Source organism: Pseudomonas sp. SG-MS2 (assembly GCF_009933855.1).
In the GTDB taxonomy this organism is placed as follows: Bacteria; Pseudomonadota; Gammaproteobacteria; order Pseudomonadales; family Pseudomonadaceae; genus Aquipseudomonas; species Aquipseudomonas putida_E.
This window is the reverse complement of record NZ_MOMO01000164.1, coordinates 23,627-47,583: the sequence shown is the minus strand read 5'-3', so window position 1 is coordinate 47,583 and position 23,957 is coordinate 23,627. Positions and strand designations below refer to the sequence as shown.

Sequence of the window (23,957 nt, the reverse complement as noted above, 5' to 3'; positions counted from 1 at the left end):
CAGTCCAGGCCGGGCCATCGCCTGCGACCAGGCGACCGTTGATCAGCATGTTGGTTTGCATCGGGGGCTCCTGTTGTGTCTGCGGCCGGCGCCTGGGCGGCTGCGTTTGGGGGCGTGGTCGGGCAGTCATCCAGACCGCAGTGTTGCGATTGCTACCAGCATGGGGTGCTTGTGACGATCTCGAGTCTAGTTGGCTTTTTGCCTGCCAATGCAACATCCGGAAGCAAATCCACGGGTGGCCCTTGGCCTTGCAAGCCTTACTCTGGACGTTACTTTCCGCTGCGTGGAGACATGCGAATGAATACTCGGGGTCTGCTCGATCAACTGCTCAAATCCGGCCAGGAACTGTTGAACAAACAGTCCGGCGCAGGCAAGCCGGCCACAGGCTCAGGAGGCTTGGGCAGCCTGCTTTCCGGCGCCGGGGGCGGGGCGCTTGGGGCTGGCGCCCTGGGCTTGCTGTTGGGCAGCAAGAAGGCGCGCAAGTACGGGGGCAAAGTGATCACCTACGGCGGCCTCGCCGCGCTCGGCGTGCTGGCCTACAAGGCCTATGGCAACTGGCAGGCCCGCCAGGGCGCAGGGCAGGGGACCGAACCGCAAACCCTCGATCGCCTGCCGCCGGCCCAGGTCGAGCAGCATAGCCAGGCGGTATTGCGGGCGTTGGTGGCGGCGGCCAAATCCGATGGCCACATCGACGAGCGCGAGCGCGCGCTGATCGAAGGCGAATTCACCCGCCTGGACAGCGACCGCGAACTGCAGCACTGGTTGCACGCCGAGCTGAACAAGCCACTGGACCCGGCCGAAGTCGCGCGTGCTGCACAAACGCCGGAGATGGCCGCCGAGATGTACCTGGCCAGCCTGATGATGGTCGATCAGGAGAATTTCATGGAGCGTGCATACCTGGACGAACTGGCCCGCCAGCTTCGCCTGGACCCGGCGTTGCGCCAGGAACTGGAGAGCCAGGCCCGACTTGCCGCAGGTCAATGACGGGTAAATGGCCTGGCCATCAGGCAGGGATGCCTGGTTAACCCCGCATATTCAGCCGCATAAGCGTAGGAAGCCTGGGCTATACTTCGGCGATTTTTCCCGCTCGTTGTGAATTCCTGAGGGCTGAATGTGAAGAACTGGACCTTGCGCCAACGGATCCTGGCAAGTTTCGCCGTGATCATCGCCATCATGTTGCTGATGGTCGTAGCTGCTTACTCGCGGCTGGTGGCGATCGAAAGTGCCGAGGAGGCAGTAGGTACCGACAGCATTCCGGGGGTCTACTACAGTTCGATGATCCGCAGTGCCTGGGTCGACAGCTACGTCACCAGCCAGCAGCTGGTGGGGTTGTCCGACCACCGCGAGATCACGGCAGCCGACATGGAGCTGTTCAAAAGCTTCGACGAACGCCTCAATCAACACCTGGCCAGCTACCAAGGCACCATTCACGACAAGGACGACCAGGCCCATTTCGACACCTTTCTCCAGATGGAGGCAAACTACACCCATGTCATCGGCCAGGTGATGGAAGCCTATCGACGGCAGGATTATGCCGAGGCAGAGCGGTTGATCAAGGACGTTCTGACACCGGTCTGGTCGCAGGGGCGCAATCATCTCAACACGATGATCGAGTACAACCGCGAAGCCGCCGACGCCGCTAACCACGAGATCGTCGGTGCCGTGAGCACCGCCAAAGGCAGCATGATCGTTTCGCTGTTGTTGGCAATCGTCGCGGCGGGTATCTGCGGCCTGCTGCTGATGCGCGCCATCACCGCTCCCGTACAGCGTGTGGTGCATGCCCTCGACAAGCTGCGCTCGGGCGACTTGAGCATGCGCCTGAGCCTGGACCGCAAGGACGAGTTCGGCGCCATCGAAAGTGGCTTCAACGAGATGGCCGAGGCGCTGGCCAAGCTGGTGTCCCAGGCCCAGCGCTCTTCGGTACAGGTGACCACATCGGTCACTGAAATTGCGGCCACCTCCAAGCAACAGCAGGCCACCGCCACCGAAACCGCTGCGACCACCACCGAGATTGGTGCCACCTCGCGTGAGATTGCCGCGACCTCGCGCGACCTGGTGCGCACCATGACCGAAGTCACCAGTGCCGCCGATCAGGCCTCGAGCCTGGCAGGTTCCGGCCAGCAGGGCCTGGCGCGCATGGAGGACACCATGCACCAGGTCATGGGCGCAGCCGACCTGGTCAATGCCAAGCTGGCGATCCTCAACGAAAAGGCCAGCAACATCACGCAGATGGTGGTGACCATCGTCAAGGTCGCCGACCAGACCAACCTGCTGTCGCTCAATGCCGCCATCGAAGCGGAAAAGGCCGGTGAGTACGGGCGCGGCTTTGCCGTCGTGGCCACCGAGGTGCGGCGCCTGGCGGACCAGACGGCCGTGGCCACCTACGACATCGAGCAGATGGTTCGGGAAATCCAGTCGGCGGTATCGGCAGGGGTCATGGGCATGGACAAGTTTTCCGAAGAAGTGCGCCGTGGCATGTTCGAAGTGCAGCAGGTGGGCGAACAGCTGAGCCAGATCATCCATCAGGTACAGGCGCTGGCGCCGCGGGTGTTGATGGTCAACGAAGGCATGCAGGCCCAGGCTACCGGTGCCGAGCAGATCAACCAGGCACTGGCCCAGCTCAGCGATGCCAGCACGCAGACGGTGGAATCGCTGCGCCAGGCCAGCTTCGCCATCGACGAGTTGAGCCAGGTGGCCGCGGGCCTGCGCGGTGGTGTATCGCGCTTCAAAGTCTGACCGCCATGACTGACCTGCACACGCATGCGGCAGCAGCGGCCAGCGCCAAGGGCAAGCTGTACCTGCTATTTCGTCTCAAAGACCAACGTTTCGCCCTGGATGTGCGCCAGATGGTCGAAGTGCTGCCTCGCCTGCCACTCAAGCCGATCGCCCAGGCGCCGGCCTGGGTTGCCGGCATCGTTGCCCATCGTGGTGTGCTGGTGCCGGTGGTCGACCTGTCGGCCCTGAGCTTTGGCCAGCCTGCCACTGCGCGCACCAGCACACGGCTGGTGCTGGTGCGCTATCGCGGCGAGCATCAGTTGGGGCTGATCCTCGAACAGGCTACCGAGACCTTGCGCTGCCTCGCTGAGGAGTTTCAGCCGTATGGGCTGGACAACCCCGAAGCGCGTTACCTGGGCCCGGTTCGCCAGGACGCCAACGGCCTGCTACAGCGTATCGAGGTCGATGACTTGCTGTCTGATACTGTGCGCGAACTGCTGTTCCCACAACAGTCGGGGCAGGTGTCGGCATGAGCGAGCAACGGTTTTTCCGCTTTCTGCAAGCGCGCATTGGCCTGGATGTCGAATCGGTCGGCGCGCCCATGGTCGAGCGTGCCTTGCAGCAGCGCCGTGTCGCGGTCAATGCCCAAGACCTTCACGACTATTGGCTGTGCTTGCAGCAATCGGCAGATGAGCAGCAGGCGCTTATCGAAGCGGTGATCGTCCCGGAAACCTGGTTCTTCCGCTACCCAGAGTCGTTTACTGCGCTGGTCGGGCTGGCCCACAAACGCCTGGCCGAACTCGCCGGCGAGCGGCCGCTACGCTTGCTGAGCCTGCCGTGCTCCACGGGTGAAGAACCTTATTCCCTGGCCATGGCACTGCTCGATTCGGGCATGAACCCGGCTGCGTTTCGCATCGACGGTATCGACATCAGCCCCAATTCGGTGGCCAAGGGCGTGCAGGCGGTCTACGGTCGCAACTCGTTCCGCGGCGTTGATCTGGCCTTTCGCGAGCGCCACTTCCACGCGCTCGCCGAAGGCCATGAGCTGAATGAGCGGGTGCGTGCACAGGTGAACCTGGCCGTGGGCAACGTGCTCGACCCGGCGCTGGGCAGCCGTGACGGTTATTACGACTTCGTGTTCTGCCGCAACTTGCTGATCTACTTCGACGTGGCGACCCAGCAGCGCGTGTTCGAGGTGCTCAAGCGCCTTACCCACGAGCACGGCGTACTGTTTATCGGGCCGGCCGAGGGCAGCCTTCTGGCAAGGCTGGGTATGCGGCCGCTGGGCATTGCCCAGTCGTTCGCCTACGTCCGCCAGCCGTTGGATGCGCCAGCACAGCCTCGGCTCATCCCGCCGGCGCCACTCGCACCGAGCCGCCCCGTGCCTGCCCCTGCGCCCATTTCGCGGCCCTTGCGCTCGGTTCCGGTTGCCCCACCCACAGTGGTGCAGCGCGAGAGCGAAAGTGAACTGCTGGCCCTCATCGCGAGGCAGGCCAACGCGGGTGAGGGCACGCAAGCGCGTGCCAATTGCCAGCGCTACCTGCAGCAGTTTGAGCCCAAGGCTCAGGTGTATTACTGGCTGGGACTGCTCAGCGATACCGAAGGCGATGCCCGGCAAGCCCAGACGCACTACCGCAAAGCCCTGTACCTGGAGCCGCAGCACCCTGAGGCGTTGCTGCACCTGGCCATGTTGCTGGCGGCCCAAGGCGACGAAGCCGGCGCTCGCCGCTTGCACGAACGCGCGGCACGCGCTGGCAGGGGGGCTGAACGATGAGCGTGGAACACGCAATTGCGCTGCTCGCCCAGGACGATGAGCGTATCGACGATTGCTGGAACCGGATCGGCGTGCACGGCGACAAGCAATGCCCGCTGCTGCAAAGGCATATCCATTGTCGCAACTGTGAAGTCTATGCTGCGGCCGCTACCCGTCTGCTGGACCGCTATGCACTGGCTCAGGACGATCAGTTGCACGAGGCGGCGCAGGTCGAGTCCAGCGTCGGGCGCTCGCTGCTGCTGTTTCGTCTGGGTGAGGAGTGGCTGGCCCTGGCGACCGCCTGCCTGGCCGAGATCGCCCCGGTGCAGCCGGTACATTCATTGCCGCATCAGCGTTCCAGGGTGCTGCAAGGGGTAGCCAATGTGCGTGGCGCACTGGTGCCGTGCCTGTCGCTGAGCGAAATGCTGGGGCTGGCGCGCTTGCCGGAGCCTGCGCGCAGCAGCCGGGCGATGCCGCGCATGTTGATTCTGGCGGCGGCAGGCGGGCCAGTGGTGCTGGCGGTGGACGAGATCGACGGTATTCATCGCCTGGAGTTCACACTACCGGGCGCCACTGAAGATACTGCACCGTTCACCGCCGCCGTACTGCAGTGGCGCGGGCGCAGCGTGCGTGTGCTGGACGAACAACAACTACTGTCTGCCGTGCAGCGGAGCCTGTCATGACCCCTGAGCAAATGCGCGACGCATCGTTGCTCGAGCTGTTCAGCCTGGAAGCCGAAGCTCAGACCCAGGTGCTCATCACAGGGCTGATGGCGCTGGAGCGCAACCCGACCCAGGCGGCTCAATTGGAAGCCTGCATGCGTGCTGCGCACTCTTTGAAGGGTGCTGCACGCATCGTGGGCATCGACGCCGGGGTCAGCGTGGCCCATGTGATGGAAGATTGCCTGGTAGCGGCCCAGGAAGGCCGGCTGCTGCTGCGCGCTGAACATATCGATGCCTTGCTGCGCGGTACAGACCTGCTGCTGCATGTCGCAACGCCCGGGGACCCTGCCGGTGAGGGGGCGGTACCCGGTTTTCTGGCCCAGATGGCTGGCTTGCTGGACCCTCCCGGTGCACCTGTGCCTTCCAGCGTGCCGGCCCAGACACCATTGCCCACGGTCGAGCTGGTTACCCCCGAGCTTGAGCCCGAAGCAGAGCCTCCCGTGCCGCGCAGGGCATCCAAGCGCGGCGCGCAAGGTGGCGAGCGGGTGTTGCGGGTAACTGCCGATCGGCTCAACAGCCTGCTCGACTTGTCGAGCAAGTCGCTGGTCGAGACCCAGCGCCTCAAACCCTATCTGGCCACCCTGCAGCGCCTCAAGCGCATGCACGGCCAAGGCATGCGCGCCCTCGATGGCCTGAAAGCCCAGTTGGAAGGCAGCGGCCAGAGCCTGCCGGTGTTGGAAGCACTGGCCCAGGCGCAACGGCTGCTGATGGAAACCCAGCACATCCTGCAACAGCAGACCGCCGACCTTGACGAATTCGGCTGGCAGGCCAGCCAGCGGGCGCAGTTGCTGTACGACACAGCCCTGGCCTGCCGCATGCGCCCGTTTGCCGATGTGCTTACCGGCCAAAGCCGTATGGTGCGAGACCTGGGCCGCTCGCTGGGCAAGCAGGTGCGTCTGCAGATAGACGGTGAAAAGACCCAGGTCGACCGCGATGTGCTGGAAAAGCTCGAAGCGCCGTTGACCCATCTGCTGCGCAATGCAGTCGACCATGGTATTGAATTGCCCGAGCAGCGACTGCTGGCGGGCAAACCGGAAGAAGGTGCAATACGCCTGCGAGCCTCCCATCAGGCCGGCCTGTTGATCCTTGAACTGAGCGATGACGGCGCCGGCATCGACCTGCAACGGCTGCAGCGCAGTATCGTTCAGCGCGGCTTGTCCCCGGCGGACACCGTGGCGCAGATGAGCGAGGCGGAGCTGCTGACCTTCCTGTTCCTGCCGGGCTTCAGCATGCGCGACAAAGTGACCGAAGTCTCCGGCCGCGGTGTTGGCCTGGACGCGGTGCAGCATCTGGTGCGGGACCTGCGCGGCTCGATCGAGCTGACCCAGCAGGCCGGCCAGGGCTGCCGCTTCCATCTGGAAGTGCCGTTGACCCTTTCGGTGGTACGCAGCCTCGTGGTGGAAGTCGGCGGGGAGGCTTATGCGTTCCCGCTGGCGCATATCGAGCGCACCTTGGAGGTGACGGCCGAGCAGATCGTGCAAATCGAGGGGCGTCAGCATTTTTGGCACGAGGGCCGGCATATCGGTCTGGTGGCGGCCAGCCAGTTGCTCAACCGGCCCGCCGCGCAAGGTGATGAAAGCGCTTTGCGGGTCGTGGTGATCCGCGAACGTGAACAGCTTTACGGTGTGGCCGTGGAGCGGCTGATCGGTGAGCGGGTGCTGGTCGTGATGCCGCTCGATGCACGGCTGGGCAAGGTCCAGGACATTTCCGCGGGGGCGCTGCTGGACGACGGTTCGGTGGTGTTGATCGTCGATGTCGAAGACTTGCTGCGCTCGGTCGAGAAACTGCTCAGCACCGGCCGCCTGGAGCGCATCGAGCGCGGCGTGCAGGCAGGCCGTGGCGCCAGCCGCAAGCGCATTCTGGTTGTCGACGACTCGCTCACCGTACGCGAGCTGCAACGCAAGCTGCTGAGCAACCGCGGTTTCGAGGTGGCTGTGGCAGTCGATGGCATGGACGGTTGGAATGCACTGCGTAGCGAGGATTTCGACCTGCTGATCACCGACATCGACATGCCGCGAATGGACGGTATCGAGCTGGTCACCTTGGTGCGCCGCGACCAGCGCCTGCAGTCTCTGCCTGTGATGGTGGTGTCGTACAAGGACCGCGAAGAAGATCGACGGCGAGGCCTGGACGCTGGCGCCGACTACTATTTGGCAAAAGCCAGCTTCCACGACGATGCGTTGCTCGACGCCGTGGTTGAACTGATCGGAGGTGCTCAAGGATGAAGATCGCCATCGTCAACGATATGCCCATGGCGGTAGAGGCGTTGCGCCGGGCCCTGGCCCTGGAGCCTGCGCATGAGGTGATCTGGGTGGCTAGCAATGGCGCCGAGGCCGTGCGCCAGTGTGCCCAGGCAACGCCCGACCTGATTCTCATGGACCTCATCATGCCGGTGATGGATGGTGTGGAGGCGACCCGGCGGATCATGGCCGAGACGCCGTGTGCCATCGTCATCGTCACCGTCGACCGCAAGCAGAACGTGCACCGCGTGTTCGAGGCCATGGGCCATGGGGCCCTTGATGTGGTCGACACCCCGGCGCTGGGCGCGGGTGATGCGCGGGAAGCGGCGGCGCCGTTGCTTCGCAAGATCCTCAACATCAGCTGGTTGATCGGCCAACAGCGGCCCAGCGCGACCAAACCGGTCGCCGCGCCGTTACGCGATGCCGCCCAGCGCCGCGGCCTGGTGGCGATCGGCTCATCGGCCGGCGGGCCTGCGGCCCTCGAGGTGCTGCTAAAGGGCCTGCCCAAAACGTTCCCGGCATCCATCGTGCTGGTTCAGCATGTTGACCAGGTGTTCGCTGCCGGCATGGCAGAATGGCTTGGCAGTGCCTGCGGCATGCCGGTGCGCCTGGCTCGTGAAGGGGAACCGCCGCAGCCTGGGCAGGTCCTGCTGGCGGGCACCAATCACCACATACGCCTGCTGCACAACGGCCAGTTGGCCTACACTGCCGAACCTGTCAACGAAATCTACCGGCCCTCGATCGATGTGTTCTTCGAAAGTGTGGCGCGCTATTGGCGCGGGCAGGCGGTGGGCGTGCTGCTCACCGGCATGGGCCGCGATGGTGCCCAAGGCCTGAAACTGATGCGCCAGCAAGGCTTCCTGACCATTGCTCAGGACCAGTCCAGCAGCGCAGTCTACGGTATGCCCAAAGCCGCCGCGGCAATCGATGCAGCGGTGGAAATCCGTCCGCTGGAGCGAATCGCCGGGCGCCTGATGGAAATCTTTGCACAATGACGATATGTATTGAATCACACCGCCCCTGCGGCCGTGATCAGGTGAATAGGGATGATTGATCTACCGATCGAAGGGTTTGCGACCGCCAATGAAAATTCGGCGATGGTCTTGCTGGTCGACGATCAGGCGATGATCGGCGAAGCGGTGCGTCGTGGCCTGGCCCATGAGGAAAACATCGATTTCCATTTCTGCGCCGACCCCCATCAGGCGGTGGCTCAGGCCATGCGCATCAAACCTACGGTGATCCTCCAGGACCTGATCATGCCGGGCCTCGACGGCCTGACCCTGGTGCGCGAATACCGTAACAATCCGGCTACCCGGGACATCCCGATCATCGTTCTGTCGACCAAGGAAGACCCTTTGGTCAAAAGTGCGGCCTTCGCTGCCGGGGCCAACGACTACCTGGTCAAGCTGCCGGATACCATCGAACTGGTGGCTCGCATCCGCTACCACTCCCGCTCGTACCTGACCCTGCTGCAGCGTGACGAGGCCTACCGGGCGCTGCGCGTGAGCCAGCAGCAACTGCTTGACACCAACCTGATGCTGCAGCGGCTGATGAACTCCGATGGCCTCACCGGTCTGTCCAACCGCCGCCATTTCGATGAGTACCTGGAACTGGAATGGCGCAGGGCCATGCGTGAGCAGCAGCAGTTGTCGCTGCTGATGATCGATGTCGACTACTTCAAGGTCTACAACGACAGCTTCGGCCACCTGGCAGGTGATGAAGCGCTGCGCCAGGTTGCAGAGGCCATCCGCGGCTCCTGCTCACGGCCTACCGACCTGCCGGCGCGCTACGGGGGCGAGGAGTTCGCGCTGGTATTGCCCAACACCTCCCCGGGCGGTGCGCGGCTGGTGGCGGAGAAGCTGCGCCAGACCGTACATGGCCTGAATATCCCGCATACGGCATCGCAAGACGATTCGCGCCTGACCGTGAGCATCGGCCTGGCGACCCAGACGCCGGCGATCGGCAGCCATTGTCGGCAATTGATCTCGGCAGCCGACAAGGGGTTGTACCAGGCCAAGAACAGCGGGCGTAACCAGGTCGGTATCGCCTGAGGTTCAAGCGGCTGCCCAACGGGCTGCCGCAGCTCCCTGGATCGGTTATACTCGCGGGCTTTTCACCGAATTCGTACGAGAGCCGCGCGCCATGGAAATCCAACCGATCCTGAACACCATCAAGGACCTCACCGAGCGTTCCCAGTCCATTCGGGGGTATCTTTGACTACGATCAAAAAGCTGACCGCCTGATCGAAGTCAACCGCGAGCTGGAAGACCCGGCCGTCTGGAACAAGCCCGAGTACGCCCAGGCCCTGGGCCGCGAGCGTGCCATGCTGGCGCAGGTCGTCGAGACCCTGGACAAGATGTCCGGCGGCCTGGCCGACTGCCAGGATCTGCTCGACATGGCCGTCGAGGAAAATGACGAAAGCGCCGTGAGCGACGTCGTGACCGAGCTGCAAGGCCTGGAAGAAAAACTGGCCCAGCTTGAGTTCCGTCGCATGTTCAGCGGCGAGATGGACATGAACAACGCCTACCTGGACATCCAGGCCGGCTCTGGCGGTACCGAAGCGCAGGACTGGGCCAACATCCTGCTGCGCATGTACCTGCGCTGGGCCGACAAGCGCGGTTTCGACGCCACCATCATCGAGCTTTCCGAGGGCGAAGTCGCCGGCATCAAGGGCGCCACCGTGCACATCAAGGGCGAGTACGCCTTCGGCTGGCTGCGCACCGAAATCGGCGTGCACCGCCTGGTACGCAAGAGCCCGTTCGACTCCGGTGCCCGTCGCCACACCTCGTTCTCGGCGGTGTTCGTGTCGCCCGAGATCGACGACAAGGTCGAGATCGACATCAACCCGTCCGACCTGCGCATCGACACTTACCGTTCCTCCGGTGCCGGTGGTCAGCACGTGAACACCACCGACTCGGCGGTACGTATCACCCACGTGCCGACCAACACCGTGGTGGCGTGCCAGAACGAACGCTCCCAGCATGCCAACAAGGACACCGCCATGAAAATGCTGCGGGCCAAGTTGTACGAGCTGGAAATGCAAAAGCGCAACGCCGCCTCCCAGGCGCTGGAAGACAGCAAGTCGGACATCGGCTGGGGCCACCAGATCCGCTCCTACGTGCTGGATGACTCGCGTATCAAGGACCTGCGTACCGGCGTCGAGCGCAGCGACTGCAACAAGGTGCTGGATGGCGACATCGACCAGTATCTGGAAGCGAGCCTCAAGCAGGGGCTGTAAGCCGCACACCACCGCCGCGATGCCCGCACGCCGGCATCGCGTGCCCTGCCCGAAAAGGGCAACGAATACCTGATGGAAAGAATGACGACATGAGCGACCTCAAGACCGAATCGCAAGACCTGCAACAGGAAGAAAACACCCTGATCGCCCTGCGCAAGGAAAAGCTTGCCGCCGAGCGCGAGAAGGGTCAGGCCTTCCCCAACGACTTCCGCCGCGACAGCTACTGCAACGACCTGCAGAAGCAATACGTCGACAAGACCAAGGAAGAGCTGGAAGCTGCAGCGATCCCGGTCAAGGTAGCCGGTCGCATCATGCTCAACCGTGGCTCGTTCATGGTGATCCAGGACATGACCGGGCGCATCCAGGTCTACGTCAATCGCAAGACCCTGCCGGAAGAAACCCTGGCCGCGGTCAAGACCTGGGACCTGGGCGACATCATCGCCGCCGAAGGCACCCTGGCCCGCTCCGGCAAGGGCGACCTGTACGTTGAAATGACCAACGTACGCCTGCTGACCAAGTCGCTGCGCCCGCTGCCGGACAAGCACCACGGCCTGACCGACACCGAGCAGCGCTACCGCCAGCGTTATGTCGACCTGATGGTCAACGAAGAAACCCGCCACACCTTCCGTGTGCGTTCGCAGGTGATCTCGCATATCCGCAAGTTCCTCATCGACCGCGACTTCCTGGAAGTCGAAACGCCGATGCTGCAGACCATTCCTGGCGGTGCCGCGGCCAAGCCGTTCGAAACCCACCACAACGCCCTGGACATGGCCATGTTCCTGCGTATCGCGCCGGAGCTGTACCTCAAGCGCCTGGTGGTCGGTGGTTTCGAGAAAGTGTTCGAGATCAACCGCAACTTCCGTAACGAAGGCGTTTCGACCCGGCACAACCCCGAGTTCACCATGCTCGAGTTCTACCAGGCCTACGCTGACTACCGTGACAACATGGACCTCACCGAGGAACTGTTCCGCGAGCTAGCCCAGCTGGTCCTGGGCAGCACCGATGTACCGTATGGCGACAAGGTGTTCCACTTTGGTGAGCCGTTCGTGCGCCTGTCGGTGTTCGACTCGATCCTCAAGTACAACCCTGAACTGACTGCGGCCGACCTGCAGGATGTCGAGCGTGCCCGTGACATCGCCAAGAAAGCCGGTGCCAAGGTGCTGGGCCACGAGGGCCTGGGCAAGCTGCAGGTGATGATTTTCGAAGAGCTGGTCGAGCACAAGCTGGAGCAGCCGCACTTCATTACCGAATACCCGTTCGAAGTTTCGCCGCTGGCCCGCCGCAACGACGACAACCCGGCCGTGACCGACCGCTTCGAGCTGTTCATCGGTGGCCGCGAGATCGCCAACGCCTACTCCGAGCTCAACGACGCCGAAGACCAGGCAGAGCGCTTCCTGGCCCAGGTGGCCGAGAAGGACGCCGGTGACGACGAAGCCATGCACTACGATGCCGACTTCGTTCGCGCCCTGGAGTACGGCATGCCACCGACTGCTGGTGAAGGCATCGGCATCGACCGCCTGGTGATGCTGCTGACCAACTCGCCGTCGATTCGCGACGTGATCCTGTTCCCGCACATGCGCCCACAGGCCTGAGTGAATTGAACAAGCCGCCTTTCGGGGCGGCTTTTTCTTGCCTGAAGCCTTATGTTGTTTGTCAGGGCCCTATCGCCGGCAAGCCGGCGATAGGGCCGGTGCAGTCACCCCAAGATCAATGAGGTACACCCGTGACACCCGCAATGGCCCAGCAAGGCGCCGCCGGCATTGCCACCGCCGTCGCCGAAAGCGTGCAATACCAGGGTCGCAAGACCGCCCGCCAAGGCAGCGAACAGCGCCGCCAGTTGATCCTCGACGCCGCCATGCGCATTGTCGTGCGTGATGGCGTGCGTGGCGTGCGCCACCGTGCGGTCGCCGCCGAGGCCGGTGTGCCGCTGTCGGCCACGACCTACTACTTCAAGGATATCGAGGACCTGCTCACCGATACCTTCGCCCAATACGTCGAACGCAGCGCCGCCTACATGGCCAAGCTGTGGGCCAATACCGAAGTGGTGCTGCGCCAGCTGCTTGCCCAGGGTGATGGCAGTGCGCAATCAAGGGCGCGTCTGGCTGACGAAGTGGCGCAGATGACTGCCGACTACGTTTCCCGGCAGTTGGTCAACCGCCGCGACTTCCTGATGGCCGAGCAAGCCTTCCGCCAGGAAGCGCTGCTGTGCCCGCGCCTGGCCGAGCTGGTGTGCGCCCACGAGCAGATTCTGCTGCATGGCACGCGCCAGCTGTTGCAGGTGGTCGGCTCGCAGCAACCGGAACAGGACGCCCAGATGTTGACGGCGATTATCGAGCAGATGGAATATCAGGGCCTGCTCAAGGATGCCGATGCGCAAGCCGATGGGCAGATGCTCGCTATGCTTACCCGTTACCTGCACCTGGTGTTGGCATCGGCCTGAGCCGAGAACGAACTTTCAAGGAGAACCTGATGAAAGCCTGGCGTGTGGTGTTGTTGACGTTGTCATTCCTCCTGCTGGGCGGTTGTCTGGTGACCTTCCATGAGCCGTTGCCGAGCAATCAGGCGGCGCCCAAGGCCCTGCTGGGCAAGTGGAGCAGCAAGGACGCCTGGGGCGAGCCACTGAAGCTGGCCATCAGCCGCAGCGGCGCCGATGCCTACAAGGCCGTGGCCACGGCCAAGGGCAAGAAACCCGAAGAGTACGTATTCACCGTGTCACGCCACGGCAACCGCTGGTACCTCTCTGCCGGTGTACCCAAGCGCCTGGGCGGCCATTTCCTGATTGGCGGTTTCGATATCGTCGATGGCAAGGAACTGGTGATCTACAACCTTGATGTGGAACAGGTGCAGCAGGCGGTCGAGAAAAAAGAGCTGACCGGGCGCAACACGGAGGTACCGGAGGACAACGGTGAGGGCGTGCTGATCGACAGCCCGTCGGAGCGGGTGCTGGCCTATCTGGATGACCCGGCCAACTCCGACCTGTTCGTCGAGGTGGCGCGCTTCCAGCGTAGCGGCAAATGACCGTACCGGCCCCTCGCCGGCTTGCCGGCGAGGGGCCTGTACAGGTGCCTTGTTCTAGAAAGGAGTTCCCCGGTGGACGAGTACCAGCAGACCATACGCGCACTGTCCGATCGCATCGTCACCGCGCAAACCCCTATACGTGTGCTCGATGCGGTCAAGTGGGATGACAACATCCGCCAGGGCTTTCTGAAGGCCAAGGGCAAAGAGCCGCCTGCAGTGGACCGCGCCTATTACCAGTCGCGGCCGCTGTCGTTCGACTCAAGTGCGGTCAAGGCCGAGTTCCAGAGCATCGAGCGCGACATCACCCGGCAATTGGGGCAGTTCAACCCGGTGGGGCAGATCATGCGGCGCATGTGCAAGGAGTACCGCATGGTGGTGCGCATGCTCGAAGCACGCGGCACCGAGGATTTCGGCCTGATCTCCCAGGAACTCTATGGCGCGGCGTCCGATGCCTTCCACGCTGGCGACCCGACGCTGGCCGACCTTGGCCTGATGCTTTCCGATTACCTGAACAACATCGACGGCCGTGGTGACCTCAAGGACGAGCCGAAAAACCTGACTGCCAAGGAGGCCGTGGACATCCTCCAGCGCCGCCTGAACAAGGTGTTCGGCGAGGCCGAGGAAACCATCCGGGTGTTCGAGTCCGATGGGATCGTCGCCGATGCGGCGGCAGGGGCCGACTACATCAAGGTGCGCGCTGACGCCATGTTCAACAGCCGTGATGTGCGCGCGCTGGAAGTGCACGAGGGGCTGGTGCATGTGGGCACCACGCTCAACGGCCTGAACCAGCCGATCTGCACCTTCCTGTCGAAGGGCCCGCCTTCGTCGACGGTGACTCAGGAGGGTTTGGCGATTCTCATGGAGGTGATCGCCTTCGCCTCTTACCCCAGCCGTCTGCGCAAGCTCACCAACCGCACGCGCGCCATCCATATGGTCGAGGAGGGCGCCGATTTCCTCCAGGTGTTCGAGTTTTTCCGCGCCCAGGGCTTTGAAATGGCGCAGAGCTACAGCAATGCAAGCCGGGTGTTCCGCGGCTCGGTGCCCAATGGTCTGCCATTTACCAAGGATTTGTCCTACCTCAAGGGTTTCATCATGGTTTACAACTACATTCAGTTGGCCGTGAGAAAGGGCAAACTCGAGCAGATTCCGCTGCTGTTCTGCGGCAAGACTACCCTCGAAGACATGCGTACCTTGCGTCAGCTGGTCGAAGAAGGCCTGGTGGAACCGCCCAAGTACCTGCCGGAGCAGTTTCGCGACCTCAATGCGCTGTCGGCCTGGATGTGCTTCTCCAACTTCCTCAACCACCTGAGCCTTGATCGCATTGAAGCCGACTACGCGAACATTCTTTGAGCGCTGCCGCTGCCTGGTCCTGGGTTTGGCGCTGTTGGGCCTGGGCGGGTGCAGCAGCCTGTTGTTCTACCCGGAACCGGGCCAGCCGTTCACGCCCGAGCGTGCCAAGCTGCAGTACCGCGATGTCACCCTGACCACCGCCGACGGCGTCCGCCTGCATGGCTGGTGGCTGCCGGCCAAGGCGGGTGTCGAGGTCAAGGGCACGGTGCTGCACTTGCACGGCAATGGCGGCAATCTGGCTGGGCACCTGGGCGGTAGCTACTGGCTGCCGGAGCAGGGCTATCAGGTGCTGATGATCGATTACCGGGGCTATGGCCTGTCCCAGGGCAAGCCCGGCTTGCCACAGGTCTACAATGACATCGCAGCGGCCATGGCATGGCTCGACCAGGCCCCCGAGGTCAAGGGCAAACCCTTGGTATTGCTGGGGCAGAGCCTGGGCGGGGCAATGGCCATCCACTACCTGGCAGCCCACCCCGAGCAATGCCTGCGCTTCAGCGCACTGGTGTTCGATGGCGTGCCGGCCAGTTACCGCGATGTCGGGCGCTTTGCGCTGAGCACATCGTGGTTGACCTGGCCCTTGCAGGTGCCGTTGTCCTGGCTGGTACCCGATGGTGACAGCGCGATCCGTTCGGTCGAGCGCCTGAGCGGCCCGCCCAAGCTGTTCTTCCATAGCATCGACGACAACCTGGTACCGATGAACAACGGCATTCGCCTGTACCAGCACGCACCGCCACCACGGGTGCTGCAACTGACCCGCGGCGGCCATGTACAGACCTTTGCCGACCCGGTCTGGCGCCAGGTGATGCTGCGTTTTCTTGATGACCCCCGCCATTTCAACGGCCTGCGGCGGCTGGCCGAAGTGCCCAACTACCCTGACGAGAAGAACAAGCAATGAGTGAAGAACGCAACGCCATCCCGCTGATCCTGACCGGTGTCGGCAGCATCATCGTGACGGTGGGGGCTCTGTGGTATTACGGCTACCTGCATTTCGCCAAGCCGGAGGATGCGTTGTTGCTGCAGGATTTCACCATGCTCAAGACCGTACCTGGTGAGGACTACAAGGTTTCCCTCGACCCAGCGCCGCAGGTGGCGCAGTGTGTGGACGGTGTGCTGGTGCTGTTCGACACAGCGCAAAAGGGCCTTACCGGGGTACTGGTCGACAACCGCAAGCGTGCGGTGCGTTGCATGGGTGAGCAGACCCCGCAACAAGTGCAATGACCCGCTCGAACCAACGATGAAAAAGAAGAACCCCGCCATGAAGGCGGGGTTCTTTTATCGACCTGTGAGCCTTACTGCACCTGGCTCACCGAACGCGGCGCTACCGGCTGGTTGTCGTTGGAGATGGTCACCTCCACCCGGCGGTTTTGCGCACGGCCCGAGTTGCTGCTGTTGTCAGCAACCGGGTATTCCTTGCCGTAGCCTTGAGCGACGATGCGCGCAGGGTCCACGCCTGCACGTACCAGCGCCATGCGCACGGCACCGGCGCGACGCTCGGACAGGGTCTGGTTGTAGTTGGCCGAACCGACGCTGTCGGTGTAACCCTCGACGATGACCTTGCGCTCAGGGTTTTCCTGGAGGAACTGGGCCAGCTTGGTCACGTTGGGCAAGGCGCTGCTTTTGAGTTCGGCCTTGTTGAAGTCGAACAGTACATCGCCGAAGGTCACCAGCGTACCGCGGTCGGTCTGCTTGGCGTTCAGGCTGTCCTGAAGCTTGGCGATCTGCGCGTCACGGGCATCGAGCTTGGCCTGGGCACGTTGGGCCGAGGCGTTTTTCAGCTCGTTTTCGGCCGAGCGCAGGGCAATGGTCTGCTTGGCCACTTCAACGCGCTGGTTGGTCAGGTAGGCCAACTGGTCGACTTTCTTGCTGTCCTCACGCTCCATGTAGGCCTTGTCGGCCTTGTTCAGCCAGTCTTGTGCGTCCTTGGTTTCAAGGGCTGCGATTTTGCTCGCCTGCGGGTCGCTCTGCAGCGACGAGAAGTTGGTGCGGGCCGACTCCAGGTTGGCGTTCGGGTCGTGCGAGCAGGCAGCGAGACCGACGCTCAGGGCCAGCAGGGCGGGAATCATGACGTGTTTGCGCATAGTGTTCATCCTTTGATCGAGTGCGAAGGCTAAGGCAGGCTGGGCGGCGCTCACTGAGCGCTACGCAGGCCTTCCTGACGTACGTCCTGAACGCCCTGGCGGGCGTCCTGCACGGCCTTCTGGGCCTTGGCCGCCTGGGCCTTGCGTTCGGCGAGGCGAGCGTCCCATTCGGCCTGCTCGGCCAGACGCTTGGCGTCCTCGTAGTTCTTGTCGTGCATGGCGATTTCGGCCTGCTTGAACTTGTCCTGCGCCGCTTTCATTTCAACGGCGGCGAACTCGGTACCGCCAGCGCTGACGGCGGAGTTCACGGCGGACTGGGTGACGGCATACTGCTCGGTGGGCGGGTTGCCCGCACAGCCGGCCAGGACCAGGCTACTGCCCAGGGCCAGCGCGGCCAGCTTGAACCCGCGCACATGAGTGGAGGAAAGTTTCGAAGTGCGGGTCTTCATGGTGGTCAGCTCCATTGGATCACTCCTGATAACGACGATGTCCGTAGCAGTCCATCCCATCGCTCAATCCCTGGCATCGCCGTGTGCTTCAGCTCAACGGTGCACGACGACAGTGTGCAGGGTTTTAGCGTGATGGCTATTGGCTGTGACTGGGTCGTTTTTTGAATAGTTCAGAAAAAAATGCCAACTATTTCTGACTGATCGGTCAGTGGTGTGTGAGCGGAACTTCCACTGTCAGAAGCGGTATTCCGGGCTGGAGGGCAGCCCGGAACGGGAGGCAGGCGCGTCAGTTTCCGCTGCCGTCGCCGGGGTTGCTGAGGGTGTGCAGATGGCGCCTTGAAAGCGCCAGAAAGCGCGGTGTAGAGCCTATGTCTTCGTACAGCGGATCGCCTTCTTCATCGGTGGAAATGACCTTGTGGCCCTGCACGTAGGGGAAGCTGGCTTCAAGCTCCTCGAGCGCGGCTGCGACCAGCTCACCGAGCAGTTCCTCGGCGGTGCGCTTGGGGTACATGTCGATGAGCGCCGCCAGGCGCGCCTCCGACTCCAGGTCCAGGTGCAAGGTATGGCCGGTCGGGCTCAGGGTGCCTGCGGCGTTCTGTTCCCAGTGCTGGGCGAGTTCGCGGATTTTCATGATGACCTCTGTAAACGCCTCGGAAAGGCTGCATTGCATCGGACTGCTGCACTTTTACTTTAGTTTGCTTTACCGGTCGTGGCTTGCCATGGCGGCCCCGCTGTGGGCACTCTTGGGCCAGTGCTGTTTCCTGAGCAGAGCGCGGGCGAGCCGCGCCGAAGAGAGGGCCAATGACTGATATCGATGTGCGCTTGCGTGAAGATGTCCATGTGTTGGGGGAGTTGCTTGGCGAAACCATTCGCCAGCAGCACGGTGACGCGTTCCTGCAGAAAATCGAGGACATTCGCCATAGCGCCAAGGCGGACCGGCGCAGCGCCGGCGAACAGCTGAGTTCCACCTTGGCGAACCTGGCTGAAGAAGACTTGTTGCCGGTGGCACGTGCCTTCAACCAGTTCCTCAACCTGGCCAACATGGCCGAGCAGTACCAGTTGATCCGGCGTCGCGATGCCGAGCAGCCAGAGCCTTTCGAGGCGCGGGTGCTGCCTGAGTTGCTGGCGCGTCTGAAGCAGGCCGGGCACAAGGACGATGCCTTGGCCAGGCAATTGGCCAAGCTCGATATCCAGCTGGTGCTCACCGCGCATCCCACCGAAGTGGCACGCCGCACATTGATCCAGAAGTACGATGCCATTGCCGGCCAGTTGGCCGTGCAAGACCATCGTGATTTGACCCCGGTCGAGCGCCAGCAAGTGCGCGAGCGCCTGCGCCGGTTGATCGCTGAGGCCTGGCACACAGAAGAAATCCGGCGCACCCGGCCAACGCCTGTAGACGAAGCCAAATGGGGCTTCGCGGTGATCGAGCACTCCCTGTGGCATGCCATCCCCAGCCACCTGCGCAAGGTGGACAAGGCGCTGTTCGACGCCACTGGCCTGCGCCTGCCGCTGGAAGCGGCGCCTGTGCGCTTTGCCTCGTGGATGGGCGGCGATCGTGATGGCAACCCCAACGTGACCGCCGCGGTGACCCGCGAAGTGTTGCTGCTGGCACGCTGGATGGCGGCCGACCTGTTTTTGCGCGATGTCGACGCGCTGGCGGCAGAGTTGTCCATGCAGCAGGCCAACAGCGCTGTGCGCGAGCGGGTGGGGGACACCCCAGAGCCCTACCGCGCCGTGCTCAAGCAATTGCGTGACCGCTTGCGGGCGACGCGCGCCTGGGCCCATGCGTCGCTCACCGCTACCCAGCCGACCAGTGCCGATGTGCTGGTGGACAACCGTGACCTGATCGCGCCGCTGGAGCTGTGCTACCAGTCCTTGCACGAATGTGGCATGGGCGTGATTGCCGATGGGCCATTGCTCGACAGTCTGCGCCGTGCGGTGACTTTTGGCCTGTTTCTGGGGCGCCTGGACGTGCGCCAGGATGCCGCCCGACACCGTGACGCGCTGTCGGAGATCACCGATTATCTGGGCATGGGCAGCTATGCGCACTGGGATGAAGACAAGCGTATCGCGTTCCTGCAGGCCGAATTGAAAAACCGCCGGCCATTGCTGCCGGCCCACTTCATGCCCCAGGCGGACACTGCCGAAGTGCTTGCCACCTGTCGCGAGATCGCTGCGGCGCCGGGCGCATCGCTCGGTTCGTATGTCATCTCCATGGCGGGCGCTGCATCGGATGTACTGGCTGTGCAGTTGCTGCTCAAGGAAGCCGGCCTGACCAGGCCGATGCGCGTGGTGCCGCTGTTCGAAACCCTGGCCGATCTGGACAACGCGGGCCCTGTGATGGAGCGGCTGCTCGGCCTGCCAGGCTATCGTGCGGGCTTGCGCGGGCCGCAGGAAGTGATGATCGGCTACTCCGATTCGGCCAAGGACGCCGGGACCACCGCCGCGGCCTGGGCCCAATATCGGGCGCAGGAAAATCTGGTACGCATCTGCCGTGAGCATCAGGTCGAACTGCTGCTGTTCCATGGCCGTGGCGGCACTGTCGGCCGCGGCGGTGGCCCGGCCCACGCGGCGATCCTCTCGCAACCACCGGGGTCAGTGGCAGGGCGGTTTCGCACCACCGAGCAAGGCGAGATGATCCGCTTCAAGTTTGGTTTGCCAGGTATCGCCGAGCAGAACCTCAACCTGTACCTGGCGGCGGTGCTGGAAGCCACCTTGCTGCCGCCGCCACCCCCTGAGCCGGCCTGGCGCGCCTTGATGGACCAACTGGCCGCCGATGGCGTCAAGGCTTACCGCAGCGTGGTGCGGGAGAACCCGGATTTCGTCGAGTATTTCCGCCAGTCCACACCCGAACAGGAGCTGGGGCGCCTGCCGCTGGGCAGCCGCCCGGCCAAGCGTCGTGCCGGTGGCATCGAAAGCCTGCGGGCCATTCCATGGATCTTCGGCTGGACCCAGACGCGCCTGATGCTGCCGGCCTGGTTGGGGTGGGAAACCGCGCTGAGCAATGCACTGGCACGGGGGCAGGGTGAGTTGCTGGCGCAGATGCGTGAGCAGTGGCCGTTCTTCCGTACCCGCATCGACATGCTGGAGATGGTCTTGGCCAAAGCTGATGCGCAGATTGCCGAGGCCTACGACGAACGTCTGGTGCAACCGCAGTTGCTTCCTTTAGGTGCACATCTGCGCGACCTATTGTCGCAGTCCTGTCAGGTGGTATTGGGCCTGACCGGGCAGCAGGTGCTACTGGCGCACAGCCCGGAAACGCTGGAATTCATCAGCCTGCGCAACACCTACCTGGACCCGCTGCATCAGCTTCAGGCCGAGCTGCTGGCGCGCTCACGCAGCCGTGAAGCCGCTCTGGACAGCCCGCTGGAGCAGGCCCTGCTGGTGACAGTGGCAGGGATTGCCGCAGGCCTGCGCAACACAGGCTGAGGCCACGGCTGGCTGCCCGCGCGCAAGGCCGCCCTGCGGGCCAAACCAGGGCAGGGAAGGTGGTTGCGCTGGGCGCAACCGCCTGCAGCCTTGGCTACAGATGGCCCATTCCTGCAACTTTGGGAAGCTTGTCTGGCTGACGGGCGCTGTGTATCTTGAGCAGCCTTCTGACCGATTTATGGTCATACCCGATTTTCCGGACTTGGCCCTGGTTGCCGAATCCATTGAATTTCATAAAAAAATTTGAGGAGCACGAGATGCGCGTAATTCTGCTGGGAGCTCCCGGGGCCGGTAAAGGTACTCAGGCAAAATTCATCACCGAGAAGTTCGGTATCCCACAGATCTCCACCGGTGACATGCTGCGTGCTGCCGTCAAGGCCGGTACCCCGCTGGGCCTGGAGCTCAAGAAAGTCATGGATGCCGGCCAGCTGGTCTCCGACGAGCTGATCATCAGCCTGGTCAAGGAGCGCATCGCCCAGCCAGACTGCGCCAACGGCTGCCTGTTCGACGGTTTCCCACGCACCATTCCACAGGCTGAAGCCATGGTCGCTGCCGGTGTCGACATCGATGCAGTGGTCGAGATCGCCGTCGACGACGAAGAGATCGTCGGCCGCATGGCGGGCCGCCGCGTGCACCTGGCCTCGGGCCGTACCTACCACATTCAGTACAACCCGCCGAAAGTGGAAGGCAAGGACGACGTTACCGGCGAAGACCTGATTCAGCGCGACGACGACAAGGAAGAAACCGTGCGCCATCGCCTTTCGGTCTACCACACCCAGACCAAGCCGCTGGTGGACTTCTACCAGAAGCTGTCGGCCGCCAACGCTGGCAAGCCGAAGTACAGCCACATCGAAGGCGTGGGGTCGGTAGATGCAATCACCGCCAAAGTGCTGGCAGCCCTGAGCTGATCCATCACCGTGCGTCACGACGGCCCGCTTGCGGGCCGTTGTCGTTTATACTGCCGCTCTTTTCACTTGTTCCTGGATACCCGTTCGATGACCACCCTGCTGGCCCTGGATACCGCCACCGAAGCCTGTTCCGTCGCGCTGCTGCATGATGGCAAGGTAACCAGCCATTACGAGGTGATCCCGCGCATGCATGCGCAGAAGCTGCTGCCGATGATCAAGCAGCTGCTGGGCGACTCCGGCGTGGCGCTCAATGCCCTCGATGCCATTGCCTTCGGCCGTGGCCCCGGCGCCTTCACCGGCGTGCGCATCGCCATCGGCGTGGTGCAAGGCCTGGCTTTCGCCCTGGAGCGCCCGGTACTGCCAGTGTCCAACCTGGCCGCGCTGGCCCAGGGTGCGTTGCGCGAGCATGGCGCGCAGCAGGTAGCGGCTGCCATCGATGCACGCATGGACGAGGTGTACTGGGGTTGCTACAAGGCGGAGGATGGCGAAATGCGCCTGCAAGGCCTGGAGGCGGTGCTGCCACCGGAGCGCGTGGCGTTGCCTGATGGCAGCAGCGGCGATTGGTACGGGGCCGGCACCGGCTGGGGCTATGCCGAGCGTCTGGCCGTGCAGGCCAGTGCCAGCAACCCTGCGGCGCTGCCCAATGCGCTGGACATCCTCAGCCTGGCCAGCTTCGCCTGGGCACGCGGCGAGGCAATCGTTGCCGATCAGGCGCAACCGGTTTACCTGCGCGATAACGTAGCTACGCCCAAAGCCCGCTGACGGCTGTTCGTCGGTTATCGCGGCTGTCGATAAAACCTTTGTCGCAAACTGTGGTCCAGTTATCACTAGAGCATTAGCGATGGAACCCTGATGCTGCTAAATTGCCATCATTGGTCCTGAGTGCTCATCATGCGTATCGACGGTTTCTCACCGCAGTCCTATCCGGTAAAGCGCGCGCCGCGCAAAGCGGCGGTGCGCGATGAGAGCATCGACGATGCCGAGCTCGTCGAAGAGGGCGAGGCTGCTCCGGAAGCGGCGCCGCGCCGCCGTCCCGGTGGCTTGCCGGCCCGCCAGCAGGACATGGTTTTCCCACGTGCCCGTGACCGCCGCACGGCCACTGCGCTGGCCAGCTACCTCAGTACTGCCGGTTTTACCGATTGGGACATGGAAGTGCTGGGGCTGGACCTGTACATTTGAGGGATGAGTTCATCCCACCTGCCTTATTTCCTGGGTTGCCCGTCATGGAGCGAAAGCGCCTGGCGAGACTACCTGTATCCCGCTGACGCCCGCACCGGCGAATTTCTTGGCCTTTACAGCCAGGTGCTGAATGCAGTCGAGGGCAACACCACCTTCTATGCCCGCCCGGCGCCGAGCACTGTCGAGCGGTGGGCGCAGGTCATGCCTGCGCACTTTCGTTTTACTGCCAAGTTCCCCCGTGATGTCAGCCATGAAGGCGACCTGCGCGAGCGGCTGGAAGCCGCGCTGGACTTCACCCGGCTGATGGCGCCCCTTGGCCAGCGGGTATCACCGTACTGGTTGCAATTGCCGGCTCAGTTCGGCCCTGCTCGCCTGGCTGAGCTGGGGCATTTTCTCGATGAAATCGGTGTGCCTGTGGCGGTTGAAGTGCGTAACCAGGCTTTTTTCACCAAGGGTGAGGAGGAGCGCCTGCTCAACCGTTTGCTGCACGAGCGCGGTGTTGAACGTATCTGCCTGGACTCGCGTGCATTGTTCAGCTGTACCTCGCGTGAGGCCGCCGTGCTCGACGCGCAAGCCAAGAAGCCCAGGGTTGCGCCGCGCCCCGCAGCTTTCAGCCAGCACCCCCAGGTCCGTTTTATCGGCCATCCCGAGCTCGACGCCAACGAAGCGTTCCTTTCGCCGTGGGTTGAAAAGGTCGCCAGCTGGATCGAGGAAGGCCGTAGCCCGTACATCTTCCTGCACACCTCGGACAACCGCCTGGCCGCCGCGTTGGCTCAGCGTTTTCATCAGCGGCTGATGGCGCGCCTGCCGGGGTTGGCAGCTTTGCCGGAATTGCCACGCGCCCCTGAGGTCGAACAACTGGGGCTACTTTGACCCTT

Annotated in this window: 23 protein-coding genes; 20 read left to right on the top strand and 3 right to left on the bottom strand. The window is 63.3% G+C overall.

The annotated features are described in order from the left end of the window. The first annotated feature begins 297 nt into the window (after positions 1 to 297). From BLX42_RS13960 to BLX42_RS13890, 15 genes are all read left to right on the top strand, one after another. Positions 298 to 984 carry a tellurite resistance TerB family protein gene (locus tag BLX42_RS13960; RefSeq protein ID WP_115274009.1) on the top strand — a complete coding sequence of 229 codons (687 nt, stop codon included), beginning with the start codon at positions 298 to 300 and terminating at the stop codon, positions 982 to 984. Positions 985 to 1,173: 189 nt separating this feature from the next. Next, positions 1,174 to 2,736, top strand: coding sequence for a methyl-accepting chemotaxis protein (locus tag BLX42_RS13955; RefSeq protein WP_371926674.1), 1,563 nt, complete (start codon positions 1,174 to 1,176; stop codon positions 2,734 to 2,736). Between the two features lie 5 nt (positions 2,737 to 2,741). Further along, a complete protein-coding gene (locus BLX42_RS13950) occupies positions 2,742 to 3,248 on the top strand; it encodes a chemotaxis protein CheW (RefSeq protein WP_161872003.1) in 507 nt (168 codons plus the stop codon). Continuing rightward, positions 3,245 to 4,489: a protein-glutamate O-methyltransferase CheR gene (locus tag BLX42_RS13945; protein WP_161872002.1), complete on the top strand. Its 1,245-nt coding sequence runs from the start codon at positions 3,245 to 3,247 to the stop codon at positions 4,487 to 4,489. The genes BLX42_RS13950 and BLX42_RS13945 overlap by 4 nt, the downstream gene beginning before the upstream one ends. Beyond that, positions 4,486 to 5,151: a chemotaxis protein CheW gene (locus BLX42_RS13940; RefSeq protein WP_115274012.1), complete on the top strand. Its 666-nt coding sequence runs from the start codon at positions 4,486 to 4,488 to the stop codon at positions 5,149 to 5,151. Before BLX42_RS13945 ends, BLX42_RS13940 begins: the two co-directional genes overlap by 4 nt. Further along, entirely contained in the window at positions 5,148 to 7,415 is a 2,268-nt protein-coding gene (locus BLX42_RS13935) for a hybrid sensor histidine kinase/response regulator (protein WP_119687684.1), read from the top strand. The genes BLX42_RS13940 and BLX42_RS13935 overlap by 4 nt, the downstream gene beginning before the upstream one ends. Continuing rightward, positions 7,412 to 8,425, top strand: a complete 1,014-nt coding sequence (locus BLX42_RS13930; RefSeq protein WP_161872001.1) for a chemotaxis response regulator protein-glutamate methylesterase — start codon at positions 7,412 to 7,414, stop codon at positions 8,423 to 8,425. Before BLX42_RS13935 ends, BLX42_RS13930 begins: the two co-directional genes overlap by 4 nt. Positions 8,426 to 8,476: 51 nt before the next feature. Beyond that, positions 8,477 to 9,481, top strand: coding sequence for a Wsp signal transduction system regulator diguanylate cyclase WspR (gene wspR / locus BLX42_RS13925; protein WP_046784348.1), 1,005 nt, complete (start codon positions 8,477 to 8,479; stop codon positions 9,479 to 9,481). A 91-nt stretch (positions 9,482 to 9,572) separates the two neighbouring features. After that, a protein-coding gene (gene prfB, locus BLX42_RS13920; RefSeq protein ID WP_115274014.1) for a peptide chain release factor 2 occupies positions 9,573 to 10,668 on the top strand; the annotation gives its coding sequence in 2 pieces (ribosomal slippage) (positions 9,573 to 9,644 and positions 9,646 to 10,668; 1,095 coding nt in all). 89 nt (positions 10,669 to 10,757) lie between these two features. Then, positions 10,758 to 12,260 (top strand): lysine--tRNA ligase, encoded by a 1,503-nt coding sequence (lysS, locus tag BLX42_RS13915; protein ID WP_046784347.1) that lies wholly within the window; start codon positions 10,758 to 10,760, stop codon positions 12,258 to 12,260. A gap of 143 nt (positions 12,261 to 12,403) precedes the next feature. Then, the gene (locus BLX42_RS13910) at positions 12,404 to 13,108 is read left to right on the top strand and encodes a TetR/AcrR family transcriptional regulator (protein ID WP_046784346.1); all 705 of its coding nucleotides are present in this window, start codon (positions 12,404 to 12,406) and stop codon (positions 13,106 to 13,108) included. 29 nt (positions 13,109 to 13,137) lie between these two features. Continuing rightward, complete coding sequence (locus BLX42_RS13905; RefSeq protein WP_115274015.1) at positions 13,138 to 13,686, top strand: hypothetical protein; 549 nt, start codon at positions 13,138 to 13,140, stop codon at positions 13,684 to 13,686. Positions 13,687 to 13,758: 72 nt separating this feature from the next. After that, the gene (locus BLX42_RS13900; RefSeq protein ID WP_039602209.1) at positions 13,759 to 15,036 is read left to right on the top strand and encodes a flavohemoglobin expression-modulating QEGLA motif protein; all 1,278 of its coding nucleotides are present in this window, start codon (positions 13,759 to 13,761) and stop codon (positions 15,034 to 15,036) included. Continuing rightward, positions 15,008 to 15,931, top strand: a complete 924-nt coding sequence (locus BLX42_RS13895) for an alpha/beta hydrolase (RefSeq protein ID WP_161872000.1) — start codon at positions 15,008 to 15,010, stop codon at positions 15,929 to 15,931. Before BLX42_RS13900 ends, BLX42_RS13895 begins: the two co-directional genes overlap by 29 nt. After that, positions 15,928 to 16,254 (top strand): hypothetical protein, encoded by a 327-nt coding sequence (locus BLX42_RS13890; RefSeq protein WP_012315932.1) that lies wholly within the window; start codon positions 15,928 to 15,930, stop codon positions 16,252 to 16,254. Before BLX42_RS13895 ends, BLX42_RS13890 begins: the two co-directional genes overlap by 4 nt. A 71-nt stretch (positions 16,255 to 16,325) precedes the next feature. Here BLX42_RS13890 and BLX42_RS13885 read toward each other — a convergent pair whose 3' ends face one another. From BLX42_RS13885 to BLX42_RS13875, 3 genes are all read right to left on the bottom strand, one after another. Continuing rightward, positions 16,326 to 17,114, bottom strand: coding sequence for an OmpA family protein (locus BLX42_RS13885; RefSeq protein WP_115274017.1), 789 nt, complete (start codon positions 17,112 to 17,114; stop codon positions 16,326 to 16,328). Positions 17,115 to 17,164: 50 nt separating this feature from the next. After that, positions 17,165 to 17,578 carry a DUF4398 domain-containing protein gene (locus BLX42_RS13880; RefSeq protein ID WP_012315930.1) on the bottom strand — a complete coding sequence of 138 codons (414 nt, stop codon included), beginning with the start codon at positions 17,576 to 17,578 and terminating at the stop codon, positions 17,165 to 17,167. A 271-nt stretch (positions 17,579 to 17,849) separates the two neighbouring features. Further along, a complete protein-coding gene (locus BLX42_RS13875; RefSeq protein ID WP_039603473.1) occupies positions 17,850 to 18,194 on the bottom strand; it encodes a hypothetical protein in 345 nt (114 codons plus the stop codon). 170 nt (positions 18,195 to 18,364) lie between these two features. On the opposite strand from BLX42_RS13875, the gene ppc reads away from it, so the two are divergent. The 5 genes from ppc (at position 18,365) to BLX42_RS13850 (ending at position 23,952) form a co-directional block, all read left to right on the top strand. Continuing rightward, positions 18,365 to 20,992, top strand: a complete 2,628-nt coding sequence (ppc, locus tag BLX42_RS13870) for a phosphoenolpyruvate carboxylase (protein ID WP_161871999.1) — start codon at positions 18,365 to 18,367, stop codon at positions 20,990 to 20,992. A 257-nt stretch (positions 20,993 to 21,249) separates the two neighbouring features. Further along, positions 21,250 to 21,900 (top strand): adenylate kinase, encoded by a 651-nt coding sequence (adk, locus tag BLX42_RS13865; protein ID WP_012270800.1) that lies wholly within the window; start codon positions 21,250 to 21,252, stop codon positions 21,898 to 21,900. Positions 21,901 to 21,987: 87 nt separating this feature from the next. Further along, complete coding sequence (tsaB, locus tag BLX42_RS13860) at positions 21,988 to 22,662, top strand: tRNA (adenosine(37)-N6)-threonylcarbamoyltransferase complex dimerization subunit type 1 TsaB (protein WP_161871998.1); 675 nt, start codon at positions 21,988 to 21,990, stop codon at positions 22,660 to 22,662. Between the two features lie 129 nt (positions 22,663 to 22,791). Beyond that, positions 22,792 to 23,079, top strand: a complete 288-nt coding sequence (locus tag BLX42_RS13855) for a hypothetical protein (RefSeq protein ID WP_115274020.1) — start codon at positions 22,792 to 22,794, stop codon at positions 23,077 to 23,079. A 3-nt stretch (positions 23,080 to 23,082) separates the two neighbouring features. Next, positions 23,083 to 23,952 (top strand): DUF72 domain-containing protein, encoded by an 870-nt coding sequence (locus BLX42_RS13850; protein ID WP_161871997.1) that lies wholly within the window; start codon positions 23,083 to 23,085, stop codon positions 23,950 to 23,952. Positions 23,953 to 23,957 lie beyond the last annotated feature (5 nt).